General features: G+C 54.4%; 24 protein-coding genes. 13 read left to right on the top strand and 11 right to left on the bottom strand.

Annotation, left to right across the window (positions count from 1 at the left end; genetic code table 11):
- A partial coding sequence (locus HMPREF0201_RS07650) for a CDP-alcohol phosphatidyltransferase family protein (RefSeq protein ID WP_016535973.1) occupies window positions 1–606 on the bottom strand: 606 nt, incomplete at its 3' end.
- Window positions 607–1173 (bottom strand): carboxymuconolactone decarboxylase family protein, encoded by a 567-nt coding sequence (locus HMPREF0201_RS07645; RefSeq protein ID WP_016535972.1) that lies wholly within the window; start codon window positions 1171–1173, stop codon window positions 607–609. It abuts the gene before it with no gap.
- Between the two features lie 70 nt (window positions 1174–1243).
- On the opposite strand from HMPREF0201_RS07645, the gene HMPREF0201_RS07640 reads away from it, so the two are divergent.
- Window positions 1244–1654 carry a pyrimidine (deoxy)nucleoside triphosphate diphosphatase gene (locus tag HMPREF0201_RS07640; RefSeq protein WP_039899231.1) on the top strand — a complete coding sequence of 137 codons (411 nt, stop codon included), beginning with the start codon at window positions 1244–1246 and terminating at the stop codon, window positions 1652–1654.
- Here the strand turns inward: HMPREF0201_RS07640 and HMPREF0201_RS07635 are convergent.
- From HMPREF0201_RS07635 to selD, 3 genes are read right to left on the bottom strand one after another with little or no spacing between them, the layout of a single operon-like run.
- Window positions 1620–1865: a YnjH family protein gene (locus HMPREF0201_RS07635; RefSeq protein WP_371810773.1), complete on the bottom strand. Its 246-nt coding sequence runs from the start codon at window positions 1863–1865 to the stop codon at window positions 1620–1622. The two genes, HMPREF0201_RS07640 and HMPREF0201_RS07635, sit on opposite strands and share 35 nt — an antisense overlap.
- Window positions 1822–3816, bottom strand: coding sequence for a DNA topoisomerase III (locus HMPREF0201_RS07630; protein WP_016535970.1), 1995 nt, complete (start codon window positions 3814–3816; stop codon window positions 1822–1824). The genes HMPREF0201_RS07635 and HMPREF0201_RS07630 overlap by 44 nt, the downstream gene beginning before the upstream one ends.
- A 4-nt stretch (window positions 3817–3820) precedes the next feature.
- Window positions 3821–4861, bottom strand: a complete 1041-nt coding sequence (gene selD, locus HMPREF0201_RS07625) for a selenide, water dikinase SelD (RefSeq protein WP_172570235.1) — start codon at window positions 4859–4861, stop codon at window positions 3821–3823.
- 229 nt (window positions 4862–5090) lie between these two features.
- Here selD and phoC point away from each other — a divergent pair, with 229 nt between their 5' ends.
- Complete coding sequence (phoC, locus tag HMPREF0201_RS07620; RefSeq protein WP_016535968.1) at window positions 5091–5834, top strand: acid phosphatase PhoC; 744 nt, start codon at window positions 5091–5093, stop codon at window positions 5832–5834.
- A gap of 56 nt (window positions 5835–5890) precedes the next feature.
- Here the strand turns inward: phoC and HMPREF0201_RS07615 are convergent, their stop codons facing one another.
- Window positions 5891–6442, bottom strand: a complete 552-nt coding sequence (locus tag HMPREF0201_RS07615; protein WP_016535967.1) for an NAD(P)H nitroreductase — start codon at window positions 6440–6442, stop codon at window positions 5891–5893.
- 234 nt (window positions 6443–6676) lie between these two features.
- Between HMPREF0201_RS07615 and sppA the strand changes: the two genes are divergently transcribed.
- The 4 genes from sppA (at window position 6677) to chiD (ending at window position 11931) form a co-directional block, all read left to right on the top strand.
- The gene (gene sppA, locus HMPREF0201_RS07610) at window positions 6677–8527 is read left to right on the top strand and encodes a signal peptide peptidase SppA (protein WP_016535966.1); all 1851 of its coding nucleotides are present in this window, start codon (window positions 6677–6679) and stop codon (window positions 8525–8527) included.
- Between the two features lie 245 nt (window positions 8528–8772).
- A complete protein-coding gene (gene ansA / locus HMPREF0201_RS07605; RefSeq protein WP_016535965.1) occupies window positions 8773–9789 on the top strand; it encodes an asparaginase in 1017 nt (338 codons plus the stop codon).
- 9 nt (window positions 9790–9798) lie between these two features.
- Window positions 9799–10434, top strand: coding sequence for a bifunctional nicotinamidase/pyrazinamidase (gene pncA, locus HMPREF0201_RS07600; RefSeq protein WP_016535964.1), 636 nt, complete (start codon window positions 9799–9801; stop codon window positions 10432–10434).
- 222 nt (window positions 10435–10656) lie between these two features.
- On the top strand, window positions 10657–11931 hold the full coding sequence (chiD, locus tag HMPREF0201_RS07595; protein WP_016535963.1) for a chitinase ChiD: 1275 nt from the start codon (window positions 10657–10659) through the stop codon (window positions 11929–11931).
- Between the two features lie 46 nt (window positions 11932–11977).
- Here the strand turns inward: chiD and HMPREF0201_RS07590 are convergent, their stop codons facing one another.
- Both HMPREF0201_RS07590 and msrB read right to left on the bottom strand, forming a co-directional pair.
- Window positions 11978–12259 (bottom strand): YeaC family protein, encoded by a 282-nt coding sequence (locus HMPREF0201_RS07590; protein WP_016535962.1) that lies wholly within the window; start codon window positions 12257–12259, stop codon window positions 11978–11980.
- A 39-nt stretch (window positions 12260–12298) separates the two neighbouring features.
- The gene (msrB, locus tag HMPREF0201_RS07585) at window positions 12299–12712 is read right to left on the bottom strand and encodes a peptide-methionine (R)-S-oxide reductase MsrB (RefSeq protein ID WP_016535961.1); all 414 of its coding nucleotides are present in this window, start codon (window positions 12710–12712) and stop codon (window positions 12299–12301) included.
- Between the two features lie 343 nt (window positions 12713–13055).
- Here msrB and gapA point away from each other — a divergent pair, with 343 nt between their 5' ends.
- Window positions 13056–14051, top strand: a complete 996-nt coding sequence (gapA, locus tag HMPREF0201_RS07580; protein WP_016535960.1) for a glyceraldehyde-3-phosphate dehydrogenase — start codon at window positions 13056–13058, stop codon at window positions 14049–14051.
- A 137-nt stretch (window positions 14052–14188) separates the two neighbouring features.
- Window positions 14189–15079, top strand: coding sequence for a D-hexose-6-phosphate mutarotase (locus tag HMPREF0201_RS07575; RefSeq protein WP_016535959.1), 891 nt, complete (start codon window positions 14189–14191; stop codon window positions 15077–15079).
- Between the two features lie 98 nt (window positions 15080–15177).
- Here HMPREF0201_RS07575 and HMPREF0201_RS07570 read toward each other — a convergent pair whose 3' ends face one another.
- The gene (locus HMPREF0201_RS07570) at window positions 15178–15924 is read right to left on the bottom strand and encodes a MipA/OmpV family protein (protein WP_016535958.1); all 747 of its coding nucleotides are present in this window, start codon (window positions 15922–15924) and stop codon (window positions 15178–15180) included.
- 425 nt (window positions 15925–16349) lie between these two features.
- Between HMPREF0201_RS07570 and yeaG the strand changes: the two genes are divergently transcribed.
- Window positions 16350–18284 (top strand): protein kinase YeaG, encoded by a 1935-nt coding sequence (yeaG, locus tag HMPREF0201_RS07565; RefSeq protein WP_016535957.1) that lies wholly within the window; start codon window positions 16350–16352, stop codon window positions 18282–18284.
- 71 nt (window positions 18285–18355) lie between these two features.
- A complete protein-coding gene (locus tag HMPREF0201_RS07560) occupies window positions 18356–19639 on the top strand; it encodes a YeaH/YhbH family protein (RefSeq protein ID WP_016535956.1) in 1284 nt (427 codons plus the stop codon).
- A gap of 86 nt (window positions 19640–19725) precedes the next feature.
- Here the strand turns inward: HMPREF0201_RS07560 and HMPREF0201_RS07555 are convergent, their stop codons facing one another.
- Entirely contained in the window at window positions 19726–20454 is a 729-nt protein-coding gene (locus HMPREF0201_RS07555) for a MerR family transcriptional regulator (protein ID WP_016535955.1), read from the bottom strand.
- Between the two features lie 130 nt (window positions 20455–20584).
- The gene (locus HMPREF0201_RS07550) at window positions 20585–21790 is read right to left on the bottom strand and encodes a diguanylate phosphodiesterase (RefSeq protein ID WP_016535954.1); all 1206 of its coding nucleotides are present in this window, start codon (window positions 21788–21790) and stop codon (window positions 20585–20587) included.
- 307 nt (window positions 21791–22097) lie between these two features.
- Between HMPREF0201_RS07550 and ycgZ the strand changes: the two genes are divergently transcribed.
- From ycgZ to HMPREF0201_RS07535, 3 genes are all read left to right on the top strand, one after another.
- Window positions 22098–22346, top strand: a complete 249-nt coding sequence (gene ycgZ / locus HMPREF0201_RS07545; protein WP_016535952.1) for a regulatory protein YcgZ — start codon at window positions 22098–22100, stop codon at window positions 22344–22346.
- 165 nt (window positions 22347–22511) lie between these two features.
- Window positions 22512–22790, top strand: a complete 279-nt coding sequence (locus tag HMPREF0201_RS07540; protein ID WP_016535951.1) for a hypothetical protein — start codon at window positions 22512–22514, stop codon at window positions 22788–22790.
- 49 nt (window positions 22791–22839) lie between these two features.
- Window positions 22840–23106, top strand: coding sequence for a biofilm development regulator YmgB/AriR family protein (locus HMPREF0201_RS07535; RefSeq protein WP_392397297.1), 267 nt, complete (start codon window positions 22840–22842; stop codon window positions 23104–23106).
- Window positions 23107–23330 lie beyond the last annotated feature (224 nt).

The raw sequence follows: 23330 nt of genomic DNA, 5'->3' as shown, positions 1-23330 counted from the left end.
CCGCTTCAACGTCCGATAGCCACCCCAGATGCGGTTCAGCGTCGTCAGCCAGCATAGCGCGCCAAATACCCACGCCAGTAGGGTAAACCAGCCGGGGAACAGGCAGCTCAGCACAAACAGCAGAATGGTTTCGCTGCCTTCGGTCAGCCCGCCAAGGTAGTAAAATGATTTATGGGCGTAACCGGGGTTGGCGATGTTGTGTTTTTGCGCCAGCGCGGCAAAGGCGAGGAAGCTGCTGCCGGTGCCGATGAACGCAAACAGCAGCCATGCACCCGCCAGCGCATTTTGCACCGGATCTGCGAGGATAAAACCAAACGGCACCAGGGCGTAAAACAGAAAATCCAGCGCGATGTCCAGGAAGCCCCCCGCGTCGGTCAGCCCTCTTCGCCTCGCGAGCGCGCCGTCCAGGCCATCAAACAGGCGGTTAACCAGAATGGCGACCAGCGCCGCGCCGTACCAGTGCAGCGCCAGGAACGGCAACGCCAGCAGGCCGATAACGAAACCCGCCAGCGTAACGGCATCTGGCGTAATCGCAGGCTTATCGAGAACGCCCGCCATACGATTTAATGCAGGCTTGATTCGGGGATGCAGGTAGCTGTCGAACATCTATTTTTTCCCGTTCGTTGGGCATAAACCCTGAGAGGGAATATCCAGCGCGGCATTGAAGCGGGCAGAGAGATTCTGGAAGGCAATCAGCGCGGTTAGCTCGGTGAGCGCCTGCTCGTTGAAATGCTTTTTGAGCGTCTCTTTCAGCTCGTCTCCTACTGCCGGAGGCGTGGCCGTTACCGCTTCAGCATAGGCCAGCGCGGCGCGTTCCTGCTCGCTAAAGCAAGTTTCTTCCCGCCAGTTCGCCACCGCCAGCACTTTGTCCAGCGAGCCGCTACGCTCGGCAAGTCTCAGGCTATTGGCATCAATACAGAATTCGCAACTGCACTGCTGTGACACCCGGGTCATCACCAGTGAACGGGTGACAGGGTCGAGTTTTGCCCGCCGCCGCTCAAGAAAACCAACAAACAGCGCCACCAGCCAGAATAAATACGGCAGCCTTCCCCACCAGCGGGTTGGGTTCAGCGGCGCGCCAAAATGTTTTTCCTGCATAGCCACAATCGGGCGCAGGCTTTTTGGCAAAACTTTCAGAGGCGCAATCCAGGCCGCGCGTTTGCTTTCCATCATCCTTCAGCTCTTCAGATAACCCTTGATGGCGGGTATTATGCCACGCCAGCCCCACGGAGAATGGACACTGATGCTAAAAAACCTTGATGTTGTCGCGGCTATTATCGAGCGCGAGGGAAAAATTCTGCTGGCTCGCCGCCCTGAAGATGGCGATCAGCCGGGACTTTGGGAGTTTCCGGGCGGCAAAGTGGAAGCGGATGAAACCCAGCCTGAGGCGCTGGCGCGTGAACTGCTGGAGGAGCTGGGCATTGCGGCAAACATTGGCGATTATGTTGCCAGCCACCGGCGCGAGGTTTCAGGCAGGGTAATTCATCTGCACGCCTGGCACGTAGCGGCTTTTCAGGGCGAGTTAACCGCCCACTGCCACAGCGCCCTGGTCTGGTGCGAGCCGCCGGAGGCGCTGAACTATGCCCTCGCCCCGGCGGATATTCCCCTGCTGGAGGCGTTTATGGCTTCACGCGTCGCCAGACCAGCGGATTAGTCCCCAGCACTTTTTCATCGCGCTGGCACTGGAGCAGAATACCTTCGGTTTTCACCACCGCCCCTTCGGTATAGCTTTTGTTTTCGTAAATACAGCACTGGTTGCAGGGCGCGGCCTGCTGCTGGTTGCTGCTGGTAAACACTTCCGGGGGCACCACCACGTCAACGTCAGGCTGACGGTGCTGAACCGCCATCACCGGCAGACTCATCATTAGCGCCACGGCGGCGGCGAGCAGGCTTTTTACTGGCATCATCATTTCCTTCTTTTTTGGCCCAACGTTTCGATTTTTTTCCATCATCCGGGGCTTTGATGCCCTTAAAAGCATGGCGCACAGGCGTGGTACGAGCCTGGTGGATAAGCTCGTACAACGTCTGCACCAGCGGCTGCATAAAGTCCTGATAGCGGCACTGCTTCTCGCTGATTTGCGTCAGCGTTGACTCCCAGTGCGCCGTCATATCCGGCCTTGCGGCTAATTCAGGCAGCGAATGGATAAGCGCTCTGCCTGGCTCCGTAGAATGAATATAGCGCCCTTTTTTCACCAGGAAAGCGCGCTTAAACAACAGTTCGATTATCCCGGCTCGGGTCGCTTCTGTACCCAGGCCGTCCGTCGCTCTCAGGATCTTTTTAAGATCTTTATCCTGCACGAACCGCGCGATCCCGGTCATCGCCGAGAGCAGCGTTGCGTCGGTAAAATGCCGGGGCGGCTGAGTTTGCCGCTCGACCACTTCGCCGTGCTCGCACAGCAATTCGTCGCCCTTTGCCACCACCGGCAGCGGCGTACCGTCGTTTTCCTCATCGCGCTCTTTGTTACCCAGCAGCGCACGCCAGCCCGCTTCCGCCAGGAAACGCGCTTTGGCAATAAACTTGCCTCCGGCGATATCCAGGTCGATGGTGCATTTGCGGAACACCGCGTCGGGGCAGAACTGCATTAAGTATTGACGGGCGATCAGGCCGTAAACTTTAGCTTCATTTTCATTTAGCGAGATTGAACTGCTGCGCGCGGTCGGAATAATGGCGTGGTGGGCATCGACTTTTTTGTCGTCCCAGCAGCGATTTCGCAAGTCTGCATCTACCGCAGGCTGCGGCAGCAAATCGGGCTGATGCACGCTGATGGCGTTTAATACCGCGTGGCGGCCGGCGAAATGCTCTTCGGGCAGATAGCGGCTGTCGGAACGCGGATAGGTAATTAACTTGTGGGTTTCGTAGAGCTTCTGGCAGATATCGAGCACGTTTTGCGCGCTGAGGCCAAACCGCTTCGCCGCCTCAATTTGCAGGCTGGAGAGCGAGAACGGCAGCGGCGCAATTTCTGATTCCCGTTTATCGTTATAGGCGGTAACCAGCGCCGGATGGCCGTTAATCCGCGCCACAACATGCTCCGCCAGCTTGCGGTTAAGCAGGCGGCCCTCTTCATCCTGATGCGGTTCGCACGATTCGCTCGGCTGCCAGGTGGCGACAAAGCGCTCGTCCGCAGGAGTGACGATATGGGCCTTCACTTCGAAATAATCTTTGGCGACGAAGTTCTCAATCTCTTCGTCGCGGCGCACCACCAGCCCGAGCACCGGCGTTTGCACCCGCCCAACGGAGAGCACGCCCTGGTAGCCCGCATTGCGGCCAAGAATGGTATACGCACGGGTCATATTGATGCCGTACAGCCAGTCAGCACGGGCGCGGGCAAGCGCCGAGACGCAGAGAGGAATGAATTCGCTGTTGGCACGCAGGCGGGAAATCGCCCGCTCCACCGCCGATGGGTTAAGGTCGTTAATCAGGCAGCGCTGCACCTGCTGGCGCTTTTCCGGGGACAGTTGTAAATAGTCCAGCACCTCGTCCACCAGCAGTTGCCCTTCCCTGTCCGGGTCACCCGCGTGAACCACTTCGGTCGCCTGAGCCAGCAGCTTTTTTATGGCATTAAGCTGTTTTGTCACCGAGGGGCGCGGCTGAAGCTGCCATTTTTCAGGCACGATGGGTAAGTCTGCCAGGTTCCAGCGGGCGTAGCGCCCGTCGTATGCGTCCGGCTGCGCCTGCTCCAGCAGGTGGCCGATGCACCAGGTCACCACCTGGCCGTTGCCGCATTCGATAAACCCATCGCCGCGACGATGCGGCTTAGGCAGCACGTCTGCAATGGCACGCGCCAGGCTCGGTTTTTCCGCAATAAACAGCCGCATGAAATTAACGGATCTCAATCATTGGGCGGCCTGCACGGGCATCTTTAAGCTCCCCGATAGGGCTGAGTTTGATTCCGTTGCGCTCCGCGACGGCAAAAACATCGGCCTCTGCGTCAGGGCGCACCGCCAGCAGCAGGCCGCCGGAGGTTTGCGGGTCGCACAGCAGGTTGCGCCACGCTTCCGGCATGTCGCCAACCAGTTGGCCGTAGCTTGCAAAATTACGCGAAGTGCCGCCGGGCACGCAGCCCTGTTCGATGTAGCTTTCAACGCCCGGCAGTTTAGGCACGCACTCGAACCAGACATCCGCCTGGACGCCCGCGCCCTGGCACATCTCGCTCAGGTGGCCAAGCAGGCCAAACCCGGTGACATCGGTCATCGCGGTGACGCCCGCAATATCGGCAAACTCGGTGCCGACCTTGTTCAACTGGCACATGGTTTCCGCCGCCAGTCCCTGATGCTCAGGCAGCAATAATGATTTTTTCTCGGCTGTGGTCAGCACGCCAATACCGAGCGGTTTGGTGAGGAACAATTTGCAGCCTGCTTCGGCGGAGCTGTTTTTCTTTACTCGTTCGGTCGGCACCACGCCGGTGACCGCCAGGCCAAAAATAGGCTCAGGCGCGTCGATTGAGTGGCCGCCCGCCAGTGAAATCCCGGCCTGCTGGCAGACAAAGCGCCCGCCCTCAATGACCTCGCGGGCAATTTCCGGCGCCAGGGTATTGATCGGCCAGCCGAGGATAGCAATCGCCATGATAGGCTTACCGCCCATCGCGTAAATATCGCTGATGGCGTTGGTCGCCGCGATGCGGCCAAAGTCGAAAGGATCGTCAACAATCGGCATGAAGAAGTCGGTAGTGCTGATGATGCCGGTACCGTTGCCCAGGTCGTAAACCGCCGCGTCGTCACGGGTTTCATTGCCCACCAGCAGATTAGGATCGGCAAACTTCGCCTGCTCGCTGTGCAAAATTGTTTCTAAGACTTTCGGGGAAATTTTGCAGCCGCATCCTGCGCCGTGGCTGTACTGGGTCAAACGAACGGTTTGCTTCATGAACATCTCCTTTCTTTGCCAAATTCTGTACCTGATATGGTAGCGCTCAAACGCCCCGGGAGTAAGTCTGTCTATCTTAATTCGCGTCCCGTTGCTCACTATGCAGGCAAACCAGCGGTTTTGTGAACCTGCGCCACATTTTGGCGACGCCCGCTTTTACTTAATTATGACGGAAATGTTACAACCGGGAGGCACTTCTCTGGACTGTTAACGCAAGTAAGGAATAAGAATGAAAAAACGCGTAATTGCTTTTTGTATTGCCGGTTTATTTTCCTCAGCCGCCTTTGCCCTTGCCGGGAACGACGCCACAACCAAACCTGACCTCTATTACCTGACAAACGCCCAGGCCATCGACAGCCTGGCGCTGTTACCTCCGCCGCCGGAAATCGGCAGCATCGCCTTTTTAAATGACCAGGCGATGTACGAGAAAGGCCGACTGCTGCGTTCCACCGAGCGCGGTAAGCTGGCGGAAGAAGATGCCAACCTCAGCGGCGGCGGCGTGGCTAACGCCTTCTCCGGCGCTTTTGGCTCACCGATTACCGAGAAAGATTCGCCTGAACTGCACAAGCTGCTGACCAATATGATTGAAGATGCCGGTGACCTGGCGACGCGCGGAGCCAAAGAGAAGTACATGCGCATTCGTCCGTTCGCCTTCTACGGCGTGCCGACCTGCAACACCAAAGAGCAGGATAAGCTGTCGAAAAACGGCTCCTACCCTTCAGGCCACACGTCCATCGGCTGGGCCACCGCGCTGGTGCTGGCGGAAGTTAACCCGCAGCGCCAGAACGACATCCTCAAGCGTGGGTTCGAACTCGGCCAGAGCCGCGTAATTTGCGGCTACCACTGGCAGAGCGACATCGACGCCGCGCGCGTGGTCGGCTCTGCGGTTGTGGCAACCCTGCACACTAACCCGGCCTTCCAGCAGCAATTGCAGAAAGCCAAAGACGAGTTCGCTAAGCACCAGAAACAGTAAGAGAGTCACCTGCCGGGCGTCGGAAACGGCCCGGCAGGGTTAACGGATGATGAGATTCAGAAGCGGGAAACGAAGGCGGAAGTATCCGGCACGCTAATGGTAGTAGACGCTTTTAGCTGCGGGGTGCCGAGGTAAAGGAAGCCGACCACTTTGTCCTGCTCGCGGCCGCCAAAAGCCTCGCGGATCGTGTCGTTTTCGGTCCAGACGCCGCTCCGCCAGATACCGTTAAAGCCCTGAGCTACCGCCGCCATCTGCATCGCCATTACCGCACAGCCCGCAGAAACCACCTGCTCCCAGACCGGCACTTTATGATTAGCGTCGCAGTGGGCGACCACGGCGATAATTTGCGGCGCGCGGAACGGAGAGGTACGCGCTTTCTCTACGCCCTTCTCATCCATGCCTTCGGCAATCGCCGCTTTCTCTAAGAGCTGGCTGAAGCGCTCGCGCCCCTCGCCTTCAATCACGATAAACCGCCACGGTTGCAGCGTGCCGTGGTCCGGGGCGCGCATACCGGCCCGCAGGATATTCTCCAGCACTTCTCCGGCAGGGGCAGGTTCTGCCAGGCGGGACGCGCTGCGGCGGTTAATCAAGAGTTCAAGTGCATCCATTTAAAAGCCCCTTAGTTGCATGAAATGGCTGGCAAAGTGCAAAGCTTGTCACCAGTCTGTTAAATGATTTTCATTCACAAAATTAACACAGCCGTAGTTTTTGTTACAGCGCAACCCCGATTTCCTGCTGACATTTCCCCGCCCTCTCTTTAGGATAGCCTTTACTTTCGCCGCGTTAGCCAGAGTGATTGCGGCGTGCGGGTCAATCCCCCTATTGAAGGTTATGGAGAATACATGCGCACCATTGGGCGATTTATTAGCGGCTTTTTTAAGTGGACCTGGCGTCTGCTTAACTTTATTCGGGAATTTATTCTCAACTTGTTCCTCATCCTGCTGATTTTGGTTGGAGTCGGCGTCTGGATGCAGGTAAAAAGCACGCCGACGGAGCCTTCCCGCGGCGCGCTGCTGCTGGACATCACCGGCGTCGTGGTCGATAAGCCTTCGGTCAGCAACAAGCTGGGCGTCATTGGCCGCCAGCTGGTGGGAGCCAGTTCAGACCGGCTACAGGAAAACTCGCTGTTCGACATCGTCGATGCGATCCGCCAAGCAAAAGATGACCGCAATATCACCGGGATCGTGCTCGATCTGAAAGATTTTGCCGGGGCCGATCAGCCTTCCATGCAGTACATCGGTAAAGCGCTGCGCGAATTCCGCGACGGCGGCAAGCCGGTATATGCGATGGGCGACAGCTACAACCAGAGCCAATATTACCTGGCAAGCTTTGCCAATAAAATCTGGCTCTCACCGCAAGGCACGGTTGACCTGCACGGCTTTGCCACCAACGCGCTGTATTACAAAACGCTGCTCGACAAGCTGAAGGTTTCCACGCACGTATTCCGCGTCGGCACCTATAAATCCGCAGTTGAACCGTACCTTCGCGACGATATGTCCCCTGCTGCCCGCGATGCGGACGGCCGCTGGATTGGCGAGCTGTGGCAAAACTACCTGAATACCGTAGCGGCTAACCGCCAGATAACCGCTCAGCAGGTGTTCCCTGGCGCTCAGGCGCTGCTGGACAGCCTGCAAAAGCTGGGCGGCGACACGGCAAAATACGCGCTGGATAACAAACTGGTAGACGAGCTGGCGAGCAGCGCGGTAGTTGATAAGGCGCTGGTCAAGCAGTTCGGCTGGAGCAAGGCCAACAAAGACTTTAGCTACACCAGCATCTACGACTACAACGTGAAGAAACCGGTTGAGCAAGGTGAGGCCATTGCGGTTATCTTTGCCAACGGCGCAATCATGGACGGGGAAGAAACGCCGGGCCAGGTCGGCGGCGACACCACGGCGATGCAAATTCGCGAAGCGCGTCTTGACCCGAAAGTAAAAGCGATTGTCTTCCGGGTTAACAGCCCTGGCGGCAGCGTTACCGCTTCTGAAACCATCCGTGAAGAGCTGGTTGCCGCGCGCGATGCCGGTAAACCGATTGTCGTTTCGATGGGCGGCATGGCGGCCTCCGGCGGCTACTGGATCTCCACGCCTGCGAACTACATCATCGCCAACCCAACCACCCTGACCGGCTCCATCGGCATCTTCGGCGTGATTAACACCGTAGAAAACACGCTGGATTCCATTGGCGTGCATACCGACGGCGTTTCAACTTCACCGCTGGCCGACGTGGCGGTTACCAAAAAACTGCCACCTGAAGTTCAGCAGATGATGCAGTTGAGTATTGAAAACGGCTATAAGCGCTTTATCGGCCTGGTGGCGGCTTCACGCGGCAAGACCCCGGAGCAAATCGACCAGATTGCCCAGGGCCACGTCTGGACCGGGGAAGACGCCAAAGCCAACGGTCTGGTGGACAGCCTGGGTGACTTTGACGATGCGGTTGCCAAAGCTGCGGAGCTGGCGAAACTGAAGACCTGGCACCTCGCCTTCTGGCAGGATGACGCAACCTTTACCGATATGGTGTTTAACGCCATGACCGGTTCAGTTCGCGCGGCGCTGCCGCAGGCGATTCAGGCTTACCTGCCTGCTCCGCTGGCCGATGCCGCGCTGGCGATTAAAGCCCAGAATGATAAGTTCGGCACCATGAACGACCCGCAAAACCGTTACGCCTTCTGCCTTACCTGTGGCGATGTGCGCTAATTTACTTAAATGAAGCAAAGCCCGGTTACACCGGGCTTTACTTGATGACAAACAGCCGAAAAGCGTGGTTTTCGCCCGTTTGGGGTAAACCAGAGTACACAATTCATTGTTTTTATTAGACCGATGTTCGGATTTATTTAGGACAATGAACTTTATAAGAATCCCCGGCCCGGTTACACCGGGCTTTTTTTTTCCGCCATCCTCTCTATACTCTGCCGCAAATATCGAAAGCGTTGAGCTACCCCATGCAAAAGAAATCCATCTACGTTGCCTATACCGGCGGGACTATCGGTATGCAGCGTTCTGAACACGGCTATATCCCCGTATCCGGCCATCTACAACGCCAGCTGGCGATGATGCCCGAATTCCATCGCCCGGAAATGCCTGACTTCACCATTCACGAATACAACCCGCTGATGGACTCTTCGGACATGACGCCCGAAGACTGGCAGCACATTGCCGACGATATCAAAGCCCATTACGACGAATACGACGGCTTCGTTATCCTGCACGGCACGGACACCATGGCGTTCACCGCTTCGGCGCTCTCCTTCATGCTGGAAAACCTCGGCAAGCCGGTTATCGTTACCGGGTCGCAAATTCCGCTGGCCGAGCTGCGCTCCGACGGGCAGATCAACCTGCTGAACTCACTCTATGTGGCGGCGAACTACCCGATCAACGAAGTGACGCTGTTCTTCAACAACCGTCTTTACCGCGGAAACCGCACCACCAAGGCGCATGCCGATGGCTTCGACGCATTTGCTTCGCCTAACCTTGCCCCGCTGCTGGAAGCCGGGATCCACATCCGCAAGTTGAATACGCCGCCTGCGCCGGGCGGTTGTGGCGAGCTGATTGTTCACCCGATAACCCCTCAGCCCATTGGCGTGGTCACCATCTACCCGGGAATTTCCGCCGATGTAGTGGGAAATTTCCTGCGCCAGCCGGTAAAAGCGCTGATCCTGCGTTCATACGGCGTGGGCAACGCTCCGCAGCAGGGGGCGTTTATTAAAGAGTTACAGGAGGCCAGCGCGCGCGGTATCGTGGTGGTTAACCTCACGCAGTGCATGTCCGGCAAAGTCAATATGGGCGGCTATGCCACCGGCAACGCGCTGGCGCAGGCAGGCGTTATTGGCGGTTCAGACATGACGGTTGAAGCCACCCTGACCAAGCTGCACTATTTGCTGAGCCAGGGGCTGGACGCACAGGCAATCCGCGAGGCCATGCCTCTGAACCTGCGCGGCGAGTTAACGCCGGACGAATAAGGAGTTGCCATGAAGCAGCGCGCTTTATTGTTGGTTGATTTACAGAATGATTTTTGCGCCGGAGGCTCGCTTGCCGTCCCCGAGGGCGACAGCACTATCGACATCGCGAACCAGTTAATCGAGCTGGCTAAGGCGCGCGGTGAAAGCGTTGTTGCAACCCAGGACTGGCACCCGGCAAACCACGGCAGTTTTGCCAGCGTTCAAAATGTGGAGCCTTACGGCCAGGGCAAGCTGGACGGGCTGGTACAAACCTGGTGGCCCGATCACTGCGTACAAAACAGCGAAGGCGCCCGGCTGCATCCGCTGCTGAACGCTTCAGCTATCGACAAAATCGTGCATAAAGGTGAAAACCCGGCGATTGACAGCTACAGCGCCTTCTTCGATAACGGCCATCGGCAGAAAACCGGGCTGGACGAATGGCTGCGTGAGCACGGCATCGCGGAGCTTATTGTCCTCGGTCTGGCAACAGACTACTGCGTGAAGTTTACCGTGCTGGATGCGCTGGAGCTGGGCTACGAGGTCACGGTCATTACCGACGGCTGCCGTGGCGTGAATATACAGCCGCAGGACAGCCTGTTCGCGTTCCAGGATATGGCGGTTGCCGGCGCAACGTTAATGACCCTCGCAGACTTTACCTGCCAGTAATCCACCCGCCAATAATTCCAGGGGCGATCCACCGCCCCGCATTCTTGTAGCGATTCCGCTCACAATCTAAGCTTTTTTTGCTCGCCCTATCCTGGGAGCGCTCTCATAATCACAATCAATGAATTTATTCAGCAGTTTAGCTGATTTCGCTTTCCGCCGTTTTCGTCAGTGTTCTGCGTGGCCGGGAAGCTTTTATGTTGTACCCGTCAAAGAGGAATCATTATGCCATTCACACGTAAACTGTTGCCCATTGTGGCCGCGGTGTCGTTAGCCTTTAGCGGCGTTGCGCAAGCTGAATCATTGCTTTCCGTGGGTTACTTTAACGGCGGCGGCGACGTAACCGCCGGGCCTGGCGGCGATATCAATAAGCTCGACGTACGCCAGATTACCCACCTTAACTACTCCTTTGGCCTGATTTATAACGACGAGAAAGGCGAAACGAACGAAGCGCAAAAAGACGCGTCAAAACTGCACCAGATTTACCTCTCGCCTAAAGTCATTGCCGACCTGGAAAAACTCCCGGTGTTGCGTAAGCAGAATCCGCAGCTGAAAGTCCTGCTTTCCGTTGGCGGCTGGGGTGCTCGCGGCTTCTCCGGCGCAGCCGCCTCTTCGGAAAACCGCGCGGTGTTTATCCGCTCTGTTCAGGAAGTGATGGACCGCTACGGCCTGGACGGTATCGACCTCGACTGGGAGTTCCCGGTGAACGGTGCCTGGGGGCTGGTCGATAAGCTGGATGCAGACAGGGACAACTTCACCGCCCTGCTCAAAGAGCTGCGCCACGCGGTGGGCGATAAAAAGCTGGTAACTATTGCCGTTGGCGCAAATGCCGAAAGCCCAAAAAGCTGGGTGGATGTGAAAGCTATCGCCCCCCTGCTGGACTACATCAACCTGATGACCTACGACATGGCGTACGGCACGCAGTATTTCAACTCCAACCTTTACGACTCGAAAAAGTGGCCAACCGTTGCCGAGGCTGATAAGTACAGCGCGGACTTCGTGGTTAATAACTATCTGGCAGCCGGGCTGAAGCCGCAGCAAATGAACCTCGGCATTGGCTTCTATGGCCGCGTGCCTAAGCGTGCCGTCGAACCGGGTATTGACTGGTCAAAACCGGATGCACAGAAAAATCCGGTGACCCAGCCTTACTTTGGCGAACGCGAGCTGGAGTTGTTCAAAACCGCCCTGGGCGTGGATCTGACGAAAGACACCTACGTTAAATACAACGATCTGGTGAAGAAGATGCTGAACGATCCGCAGAAGCGCTTTACCGAAGAGTGGGATGACGACGCGAAGGTGCCATACCTGACGCTGAAGTCTGCTGAAGGCAAACCGCTGTTTGCGATTTCTTATGAAAATCCGCGCTCGGTGAAAATCAAAGCCGAGTACATCAAAGAGAAAGGTCTTGGCGGGGCGATGTTCTGGGAGTACGGCGCGGATGATAACAACCAGCTGGCGAAGCAGCTCGCCGAATCGCTGGGCATTAAGCACGCGAAGTAACTTTTAACCGGGAAAAAGAAAGGGAGGCCGGTGCCTCCCTTTTTGCTTATTGCAGCTTCATGGTGACAAACGGAGCAGGCTCAATGCCGAAATCCGCTTTCAGCTGCTGCTTGCTCTTCATCACCATCTGGCCGCTGGTGTCGATGGTCATATGCTGCGCCTCGGTATTGTGGCGCGCCTGCCACAGCATCACCAGTTGCAGGCTGTTGTCCTTCTGCTCCTGGGTTAATGCCACGCCGTCGGGCCACTTACCCAGCTCTACCGCCGTCGCCAGACGCTGGTAAATTTCCGGCGTCATCACGCTCAACATATCATCCAGATTGCTCATTTTTCACCCCACAGAGGAATAATTAGCTGAATCGATTCTTCAACCGTCAACCTGCTCGCCGTTTTGCCCGTCGGTAAAGCTCATGGACGCGGAGTTCACGCAATAGCGTTCGCCGGTAGGCTGCGGGCCGTCCGGGAAGACGTGCCCCAGGTGCGCATCGCAGCTGCCGCAGCGGATCTCAACGCGCTCCATACCGTGGGAGTTATCGGTCAGGTAGCGGATGGCGTCCGGGTCCACCGGCTCATAGAAGCTGGGCCAGCCGCAGCCGGAGTCATATTTGCTCTCTGAAAGAAACAGCGGCGCATCGCAGACCAGGCAGTGATAAATCCCGTCGCGCTTATTATGCAGTAACCGCCCGGAGTATGGGGGTTCAGTGCCGTGCTTCTGGGTCACGTAATACTGCATTTCGCTGAGGTTTTTCTTATTTGAATCAGGGGGTAATTGATTAGACATAGGTGTACATCTCGGTCAGTTCAATTGGGACAGCTCACGGCGCTATTCTAACAAAAAATTAACAACACCGTGCTGGTTTTTGTTCTAAACTTAGCCCTGAAATTCTGGCACGGCACAAAACGTGACGTGAATCACATTTTTGTTGGAATTGGCGTTTAAAATCCCCCGCATCGTCCCCATTTGGACTTTAGCCCAAAAGGAAGTGTGAGGCGTTCAGTCGTACAAAGCATGTCCACAGGATTGATTTGTCGCAATGATTGACACGATTCCGCTTGACGCTGCGTAAGGTTTTTGTAATTTTACAGCCAACCTTTTATTCACTAACAAATAGCTGGTGGAATATATGACTATCAAAGTAGGTATCAACGGTTTTGGCCGTATCGGCCGTATCGTTTTCCGTGCTGCACAGGAACGTTCTGACATCGAAATCGTTGCAATCAACGACCTGTTAGACGCTGACTATATGGCTTACATGCTGAAGTACGACTCAACTCACGGTCGTTTCAACGGTACTGTAGAAGTTAAAGACGGCCACCTGGTTGTTAACGGTAAAACTATCCGTGTTACCGCAGAACGTGACCCGGCTAACCTGAAGTGGAACGAAGTGAACGTTGACGTTGTTGCAGAAGCAACTGGTCTGTTCCTGACTGACGAAACCGCTCGTAAGCACATCGCTGCTGGCGCGAAAAAAGTGGTTCTGACTGGTCCTTCCAAAGACAAAACGCCAATGTTCGTTAAAGGCGCTAACTTTGAAAAATATGCTGGCCAGGATATCGTTTCCAACGCATCCTGCACCACCAACTGCCTGGCACCACTGGCTAAAGTTATCAACGACAACTTCGGTATCGTTGAAGGCCTGATGACCACCGTTCACGCTACCACCGCAACTCAGAAAACCGTTGATGGCCCGTCTCACAAAGACTGGCGCGGCGGCCGCGGCGCAGCTCAGAACATCATCCCTTCTTCTACCGGTGCTGCTAAAGCGGTAGGCGTTGTACTGCCAGAACTGAACGGTAAAATTACCGGTATGGCGTTCCGCGTTCCTACTCCTAACGTATCCGTTGTTGACCTGACCGTTCGTCTGGAAAAACCAGCAACTTACGAGCAGATCAAAGCAGCAATCAAAACTGCTTCAGAAACCACCATGAAAGGTGTTCTGGGCTACACCGAAGATGACGTAGTTTCTACCGACTTCAACGGCGAAATCTGCACTTCCGTGTTCGATGCTAAAGCTGGTATCGCACTGAACGACAACTTTGTGAAACTGGTTTCCTGGTACGACAACGAAACTGGCTACTCAAACAAAGTACTGGACCTGATTGCTCACATCTCCAAATAAGTTGAGATGAGTAATTAATCCTTTAAAGGGCGACGCATGTCGCCCTTTTTTATTGCTTCCACCCTCGCCCACCTTTCGGTTAACGCCGCAGCTGGCCTTAACCCGAACGTGCACCGGGAAATAATAAGGTTGAGCCAATGATTACTAAAATTTTTGCCCTTCCGGTTATCGAACAAATTAGCCCCGCCCTTTCTTTACGCAAGCAGGATCAGCTCGACGTCATCGTCGTTGACCACCCTCAGGTTCGCGCCTCTTTTGCGCTTCAGGGTGCACACCTGCTTTCCTGGCAGCCTGCCGGTGAAGACGAAGTGCTGTGGCTGAGCGACATTACCCCGTTCCATAAAGGTAAAGCCCTGCGCGGCGGCGTGCCTATCTGCTGGCCGTGGTTTGGCCCGGCTGAGCAAGCAGGCCTTCAGGCACACGGTTTTGCCCGCAATCTACCCTGGACGCTCAGCGCCCATAATGAAGACGCCAACGGCGCGGTGCTGACTTTTGAACTGCATCATAACGAAGAAACGCTGAAGCTGTGGCCGCACGAATTCACGCTGTACGCGCGCTTCAAGCTGGGCAAAACCTGCGAAATTGAGCTGGAAGCCCATGGCGAATTCGAAACCACCTCCGCCCTGCATACCTACTTCAACGTGGGCGACATTGCCGATGTGAAAGTCAGCGGGCTGGGTAATCCATATATTGATAAAGTGCTGAACGAAACCGCAGGTCAACTGACCGACGGCGTGCAGACCTTCCCTGATCGTACCGACCGTCTCTACCTCGAGCCGGAAGAGTGCAGCGTTATCCACGACGCAAGCAGCCTGAAGCGCACTCTGAACGTGGTTCACCACCACCACTATAACGTCGTCGGCTGGAACCCTGGCCCGGCGCTCTCCGTTTCAATGGGCGATATGCCGGACGACGGCTACAAAACCTTCGTTTGCGTGGAAACGGCCTGTGCTTCTAAAAAGCAGAAAGCCGCTGCGGAAAAACCGACTCGCCTGAGCCAGACCATCAGCGTGGCGAAGAAAGGCTAAGCTACCTTTCACCAGCGCGGGGCAACAGATTTAGCCCCTGCACCACAGAAAAGCAAACGGGGCGCAATCGCCCCGTTTTAGTGCGTTAGTTGCACCAATTAGAAGCTGTAGTTAACCCCGGTCAGCAGAACGCCGGTCCAGTTGCTGTTAACCATTGGGCTGTCGGTCACTTCTTTAGACAGGCGCACATAACGCCCCATGCCGAAGATATTCCAGTCGTCGGTCAGCTTGTAGTTAACCGAAAGCTCAACATACGGCGACCAGCTATTGCCCGCGTCGTACTCGTTCAGGCCGCTGCGGGCAGATTCCTTGCCGCTTACGCCGTAGTAGTAATCGTTCTGCTTCTTGCTGTCCCACGTCACACCCACTCCAGGAGTCAGAGTTAAGCGATCAGCATTGTAGCGATACAGCCAGGCGGTATCCCAGGTGATCCCGTTGCTGTTGTCGAGGATGTCCCCGGCAAGCACGGTACGCAGGAACCCGTAATCGGTGTTATGCACCCAGGAAAGACCGGCCATCACGGTTGAATGGCGGTAGTCCAGGGCGCGCATGCTGTCGTAGTTGCTGTCTTTCGGCCTGAAATGCAGCGGCGAATAGTAAGCGGTAACGGAAAGCTTGTCCGCTTCGTCATTCCACAGGTAGTAACCCGCGTTGAAGCCACGGAAGTAGAAGTTTTCCCCTTCATAACCAAACAGAGGAGCCGGATAAACGCGGTTCTGATCACCTTTATAAGGGTTTGGCGATACCAGAGCACCAGCACCAACGGACCACGGCCCTTCAGCGTGAGCCGCGGTAACGGAAGAAGCAAGCAGCACGCCTAATGCGAGAAGTTTGAAATTGGTCACAATCCTTTCAGTCCTTTAATCAAATAATCAGCCGAAGAAGTTTAACCGCCCTTGGCTCTCATCCCAAATAATTTACTTAATCTCAACCTTTAACCAACCCATAAACATCCCGTAACCCGATTACGGGAGGTTTTCATATTTATGGCAGCGGCGTGAACGGTGTTTCCCTCGCTTATCTCAAAAGCGAAATTTTTATGATGAGTTATTGATATGTCATTGAAATTGAGTTTCGGCCGTATGCAAGTTTTGCAAATGCCATCTACGCTTTATTTTAGGGAGACGAACGACCAGGAAAGCAGCGCTGATGCCCGTCATCAACCTGGCATAAGGGTTGCTGTAACTTAAGCAGACGTCTTCCGGGGAGCCTCTACTACACATTCCAACGGCTCTTTAACCTGTGCTAAAAAACGAAAGGACGGCATGCCATGAATATATTCGATCACTATCGCCAGCGTTATGAAGCTGCCAAGGACGAAGAGTTCACACTGCAGGAATTTCTTGCTATCTGTAAACAAGATCGCAGTGCCTATGCCAACGCGGCAGAACGGCTATTGACGGCCATTGGTGAGCCAGTGATGGTGGATACTGCCACAGAGCCACGGCTGTCCCGTCTCTTTTCGAACCGGGTGGTTGCCCGCTATCCTGCTTTTGAAGAATTTTATGGCATGGAAGAAGCCATCGAACAGATTGTTGCCTATCTGAAACATGCGGCGCAGGGCCTGGAAGAGAAGAAACAGATCCTCTATCTGCTGGGGCCGGTGGGCGGCGGTAAATCATCGCTGGCGGAACGCCTGAAAGCGCTTATGCAGCGCGTACCGATTTATGTGCTGAGCGCCAACGGCGAACGCAGCCCGGTGAACGACCATCCTCTTTGCCTGTTCAATCCGCAGGAAGATGCCAATATTCTGGAAAAAGAGTACGGTATCCCTAACCGCTACCTCGGCACGATTATGTCGCCGTGGGTGGCAAAACGCCTTAACGAATTCGGCGGCGACATCACCAAATTCCGCGTGGTGAAGGTCTGGCCTTCTATTCTTGCCCAAATCGCTATTGCCAAAACCGAGCCGGGCGATGAGAACAACCAGGATATCTCCGCCCTGGTCGGTAAAGTTGATATCCGTAAGCTGGAGCACCATGCGCAAAACGACCCTGATGCCTACGGCTATTCGGGCGCACTGTGCCGTGCCAACCAGGGGATTATGGAATTCGTCGAGATGTTCAAAGCGCCCATTAAGGTGCTGCACCCGCTGCTGACCGCCACTCAGGAAGGAAACTACAACGGCACCGAGGGTATCTCCGCCCTGCCGTTTAACGGGATTATCCTGGCGCACTCGAACGAGTCGGAATGGGTGACTTTCCGCAACAACAAGAATAACGAGGCCTTCCTTGACCGTGTATACATCGTCAAGGTGCCTTACTGCCTGCGCATCTCGGAAGAGATCAAAATCTACGAGAAGCTGCTTAACCACAGCGAGCTGTCCCATGCGCCTTGCGCTCCAGGCACGCTGGAAACGCTGTCCCGCTTCTCTATCCTGTCGCGCCTGAAAGAGCCGGAAAACTCCAGCATCTACTCAAAAATGCGCGTCTACGATGGTGAAAGCCTGAAAGACACCGACCCGAAAGCCAAGTCCTACCAGGAATACCGCGACTACGCAGGCGTGGACGAAGGGATGAACGGGCTCTCCACCCGCTTCGCCTTTAAAATTCTCTCCCGCGTGTTCAACTTCGACCACGTTGAAGTGGCGGCTAACCCGGTACATCTGTTCTACGTGCTGGAGCAGCAGATCGAACGCGAACAGTTCCCTCAGGATCAGTCCGAGAAATACCTCGAGTACCTGAAAGGCTACCTGATCCCGAAATATGCTGAGTTTATCGGCAAAGAGATCCAGACCGCGTATCTCGAATCCTACTCGGAATATGGGCAGAACATTTTTGACCGTTATGTGACCTACGCCGACTTCTGGATCCAGGATCAGGAATACCGCGACCCGGACACCGGCCAGCTGTTTGACCGTGAAGCCCTGAACGCGGAACTTGAGAAAATTGAGAAACCGGCCGGGATAAGCAACCCGAAAGATTTCCGTAATGAAATCGTGAACTTCGTGCTGCGCGCCCGTGCCAATAATAATGGTCGTAACCCGAACTGGACCAGCTACGAGAAGCTGCGTACGGTTATCGAGAAGAAAATGTTCTCGAACACCGAAGAGCTGCTGCCCGTTATCTCGTTCAATGCCAAAACCTCCACCGACGAGCAGAAAAAACACGATGATTTTGTCGACCGTATGATGGAGAAAGGCTACACCCGCAAGCAGGTTCGCCTGCTGTGCGAATGGTATCTGCGGGTGCGTAAGTCTTCTTAAGGGAGTTTGCTGCGGACCACGCCGGGCGGCGTGGTCCCTTTGCGCACCTGGCATAAGCAGTTGGGGGAACTATGGCCTACTTTATAGACAGGCGGCTTAACGGCAAAAACAAGAGCGCGGTCAACCGCCAGCGCTTCTTGCGTCGTTATAAGGCGCAAATTAAACAGTCGATCTCCGGGGCCATTAACAAGCGTTCGGTTACCGACGTGGAGAGCGGTGAGTCCGTCTCCATTCCAAATGAAGATATCAACGAACCTATGTTTCATCAGGGGCGCGGCGGCCTGCGTCACCGCGTCCACCCGGGCAATGACCACTTTGTGCAAAACGACCGCATCGAACGCCCTCAGGGCGGCGGAGGTGGAGGTGGGAGCGGCCAGGGCCAGGCAAGCCAGGACGGCGAAGGCCAGGATGAATTCGTATTCCAGATCTCCAAAGATGAATATCTCGATCTCTTGTTCGAGGATCTCGCCCTGCCGAACCTGAAGCGCAATCAGCACCGGCAGATAACGGAATTCAAATCACACCGCGCCGGTTTTACCTCAAACGGGGTTCCGGCCAACATCAGCGTCGTTCGTTCGCTGCAAAACTCTCTGGCCCGCCGCACGGCGATGAGCGCCGGTAAGCGCCGCCTGCTGCATGAGCTGGAAGAGAGTCTCGAAGCCGTTAGCCGCAGCGAGCCGGCCCAGTTGCTGGAAGAAGAACGCCTGCGCAAAGAGATAGCCGAACTGCGGGAGAAAATCGCCCGCGTGCCGTTTATCGACACCTTCGATTTACGCTACAAAAACTACGAAAAACGCCCGGAGCCTTCCAGCCAAGCGGTGATGTTCTGCCTGATGGACGTTTCCGGATCGATGGATCAGGCCACCAAGGATATGGCGAAGCGTTTCTATATTCTGCTTTACCTGTTCCTGAGCCGGACCTACAAAAACGTGGAAGTGGTTTATATTCGCCACCATACGCAGGCCAAAGAGGTAGACGAGCACGAGTTCTTCTATTCGCAGGAAACCGGGGGCACCATCGTCTCCAGCGCCCTGAAGCTGATGGATGAAGTGGTTCAGGAGCGCTACGATCCGGCGCAGTGGAACATTTACGCCGCGCAGGCATCGGACGGCGACAACTGGGCGGACGATTCGCCGCTGTGTCACGAAATACTGGCGAAAAAGCTGCTGCCGGTGGTGCGTTATTACAGCTATATCGAAATCACCCGCCGGGCGCACCAGACCCTGTGGCGTGAATATGAAAACCTGCAAAGCACCTTTGATAACTTTGCTATCCAGCATATTCGCGATCAGGATGATATCTATCCTGTATTCCGCGAACTGTTTCAAAAGCAAACCAGCGATGCTCATGGCTAGCATAAAACCGAAAGCCGGTGAATCACCGGCTTTTTTATCAATGGCAGAGGAGCGGGACGGATAAAATGAATTAAGTTTACGTCCGTTTATTGATGAAGTTCGATGTCATATCCCCACTGTTTCCAGTGAGCGAGCTGCTGCTGCTGCTCTTCTGATAGCGCTTTTCCCGTCCACAAAAAAATGTGCTGCCCCGGAAAAAGCTCCGGGCGAAAAGTTTCAACAGGCTCCGCAAGCATGTTAACTTGCATACCTCTGCGGGATAGACGCCACGCCTCAAGCCACAACGCTGTTCGGTCGTCTGTTTGCCAACCGATGAGCAGCACCTCCTCCCCACTTTGGCTTTGCCCTTCTGTCAGGCATTGTGCGCAGTGCCTTATCAACACGCCATCCAGCAGGCTGCACATCAAAGAGGCCGTAGATTCATCCTGGCTGAGTTTATTTCTCACCGGTAACAAAAGATTATCGATAAGCAGATCTGCGCTGTGTTCCCGGCTCAAAGCAACAATTTTATCACGTAGCTTTGCGGGGTTAACCTTTCGCAGAAGTAGCATCATTTCTTCTTGCAGAGTCACCCACAGCTGCTCTTCGGGAACGTGGGTGCGCTCAAGCAGGGCTTTCACTTTGCCCACGGAAACGCCTTTGCTCATCCAGTATTTAATTTCTTCAATGCGCTGAATGTCCGCATCATCAAACTGCCGATGACCGCCTTCGCTACGTTGAGGCTTTAGCAAACCATATCGGCGCTGCCAGGCACGCAGCGTGACCGGGTTGATTCCACATCGCTCTGCTACATCGCCGATAGTGTAATAGGCCATAGTGTCCCTCCCCGTACACAGTTCTCATGCTTCCATTAAAACACCCGTCAATCTGTTCAATGTGTACAATTTTTTCCGGTGTTGTACAAGAAAAAATTAAATGGCTGCCAGGCAGGGTATTCGACAGACATCACAATTCGGCCTGTCGTTCCGGCCAGGCAATCGCAAAATGGCCCCCGGCACAGGGTTTAGCAAACAGGTTACCCTGGAAGTGAGAAATCCCCGCCGCCTCCAGCCACATCCACTCTTCCGGTTGTTCAACGCCGGTTGCAGAGACCGCGATTTCAAGCGAGGCGCAGCACTTGATAATCGCCAGTATGATAGCCTGCCGCGGCCCGCTTTTATGAATATCCCGAATAAGCTCTCTGTTAATTTTGAGTCTTTCGGGCTGGAACTGTGCCAGCAGTTGAAGCCCTGCAAAACCGGCACCAAAATTATCTATCGCCAGCTTGATACCTGCGGATTTAAGCTGCCTGATGGCTTCGGTAAAGGCGCCAATATGCGGAGTAATTTCACTTTCGGTAAATTCAATCACCACCTGCTCGGGTACAAGCTTGTTAGACTCAATTTCCGCTAGCAGTTGTTCTACGGTCCCGGGGATTATCACCAGGGTCATGGGCAGAAGGTTGATGCATAGCGTTTGCTGGCCAATATTCGCGCCCTGTGCTGCGGCAAAGGCCGCTTTAGCATTCAGCAGATCGCGCAGGTAAAGATTGTCATTCATATCTTCATTGCCGGAGTCAGGTGATAAAACCGCATCCGCTGTTAATGCTTCAATCGCCGCTACCGAGCGTGCCATGGGGTCAACAATCGGCTGAAAAACAGTCTTTGCACGCGGGTCATCCATGCCGGAAGCTCCGCTATCTGGCACATCAACGACAAATTCCCACGTGCCGCGTTGGGGGATCTCAAAATAATTTTCTTTTTCAGTCGATTCGATAAAGGTGCGGAAAAAACTTAAAGCACGGTCATCATAGGCCAGCTGATACCGGCTGGTACCTTTTTCCAGAACGACCTGTAATACATCGTGTTTATCGTGTTCCCTTAAATCAAAAAGCTCCATTCCCACTCTCCCGAAGCGGCGGGCTGGCGCGTAGTCACAAAGCAATTCAACGATGTTGTAGTGGCGGCTGTCTTTGCAAATAGCGTGATAAATTTTCTCTACGCATTCTTCAGGGCCTTCCAGCAGTTGAAAGAAATGCGTGCCGTTGAAAAGCAGTATTCCCGTCACATCCGCGTCAATATTTTTAGCGTTTGCGGCATAAACCATCTCCTGCAAGACCTCGAAAGGCGTGCTGCTGTGAATATGGCTGCGATAGATGATAGTCGTGAGCATGAGCGTTCCCTGCGGAAGGATAAGCTAATAATTTAACAGATAGCCGCTGATACGTCGCCACAAACCCAACAAAACATAAACAATTGAACAACATCCCGCATTTTCTTTTGCATTCCCCCTCAGTTTATCTTGTACAAGTTGACGCACAAATAGTTTAAACAAAACCAAAAATAACTAACTGATAAATAACAAATAGCACTTTTAATCAAAAAATAGCAAGCGAAGTAATACACCTTTGTGTACAGTTTTTATAGCAATTGCATAACTTAGTTAACATTCTGCAAAGTTTAAATTACAGGAGCGGCTTATGCGACAGAACACTTTTATGCCCGGTCAGAACACGGCAGAAAATGATATTGCTCGTTATTTCAGCAACGCAATCCCTCTCTCTCAGCAGGAGACCATGGGGCAGATCGTGCTAGAAATTCTTAGCGATGGCCGCAATTTGAACAGAAAAGCGATTTGTACAATATTACTGTCGCGCCTGGACAAGGTTTCGGAACCCGAAGAAGAAAAGCATTATCAGGCGCTGTTGGGCATGCTTTTCACTCGCTAACGTGATGGCCAAACCGGAGTTCCACCAGATTAATGGTCTGTGCCCCCCAACAGGGCAGAAGCCACAGTGTTGCAAATACTGAGTTCTTCCTCATTCTCAGGCTCCGGCTAATGACTTCATGCCAGCACTTATCCAAATACTGGCGAGGAAATCAGGAGTAAAGACGTGAAGAGAAGCGATGATGAACAATTAACGGACGAGATGATCGGTGAAGCAGCTTTATCCCTGCTCAAAAGTAACAGCGCAATAAATACTCGCGCCTTAGTCGCCAAATTAGAGGCGATGTTTATATCCGAACAAGACACACGGCGGCGCAAAGTGCTGCAAAAAATTATCGAAGAAATTGAGGGCAATATTTCCCGGGTTTCGGCGGGAAAGAGAGAAAAAGAAGCGCGTTCGATAGCGGTAGAGACTAACCAGCGTAACGCAAAAAATGTCCACTAGCGGCCCATGGCCAATAACTGAAAAACGGTGAGTGACTATGACACAGCTAATTTCCAATACCTCTGAAATGCATACCGGGCTTGCTGACAAAGCATTAACCGACTACATCAGAAGCGCCGGAGATCGGCATGCCGAGGAGAATGCGGCTATTTCTCAGGCAATAACTGCCATTCTGTCTGCCAATAAGTCTGTCTCTAACAAAGCCATTATCATCTGGCTGGTGGAGGCTCTGGAAACCACCGACGATGTTGTGATGTGCGATGTCTACCGCAACGCCCTGGAAATTGTGGTCGGCCACACCATGGATGATATTTAGAAAGCGTTGGGAAACATTCGTGCCAACCGCATGGCCAACGCCATTTAGCGATCACACAAAGTAAAGGCCGATCATCAACGGCCTTTACTCTTCCTTCTCCACCAACTCTCCCCCGCTGTCACCCTACCAATTCAGGCATTGAAACTGGCCGACATCACTGTATATATTCACAGCCCCCCCCTTTTAAAAGAATCGAAGACAATGAAAAGAGAACGCTACCAGCT

This window comes from Cedecea davisae DSM 4568 (assembly GCF_000412335.2).
GTDB lineage: Bacteria > Pseudomonadota > Gammaproteobacteria > Enterobacterales > Enterobacteriaceae > Cedecea > Cedecea davisae.
Note: the sequence above shows the minus strand (reverse complement) of the source record. Positions and strands in the feature narration are given on the sequence as shown.